A 454-nucleotide genomic window follows, 5' to 3' on the forward strand; every position below is an offset into this window, starting at 1 on the left:
TTAGGTAGTAATACTTTGTTATAAATCAACGAAACTGTAATAAAAGAAATCTACACTCAAGGAACGGTGTCTCAGTTAGTTGAATTCAACAATTGGACTATACTTCCTAAGATATCTGAACCTGTAGATTTTTACATTGCTAGGCGCTTGTTGCCCCACGCAGTACAAGCAACTAGTCGACCAATTGCCGAATCAACGATTTAGCAACACTGGTTACCTTAACTTTGCCCAACAATCCTTTAGGAGAGGAACATGGAAAAAATGACTCAAAACAAACAACAGGGTTTCACCCTGATTGAATTAATGATCGTTGTTGCGATCGTTGGTATTCTGGCAGCAGTAGCTTTACCAGCCTACCAAGACTATACGGTTAAAGCACGTGTTGCTGAATGTCTTAACCTTGCAGGGGCTGCAAAGGCAACAGTTGCTATGAATGCGACATCTGCTGCTGACT

General features: G+C 41.0%; 1 protein-coding gene. It reads left to right on the top strand.

Translation table 11 applies throughout. The features are described 5' to 3' along the window. Positions 1-252 precede the first annotated feature (252 nt). Positions 253-454, top strand: a 202-nt coding sequence (locus tag CWC14_RS18570) for a pilin (protein ID WP_138564357.1), incomplete at its 3' end; no start/stop codon positions are given.

The organism is Pseudoalteromonas sp. S3260, from assembly GCF_005886925.1.
In the GTDB taxonomy this organism is placed as follows: domain Bacteria; phylum Pseudomonadota; class Gammaproteobacteria; order Enterobacterales; family Alteromonadaceae; genus Pseudoalteromonas; species Pseudoalteromonas tetraodonis.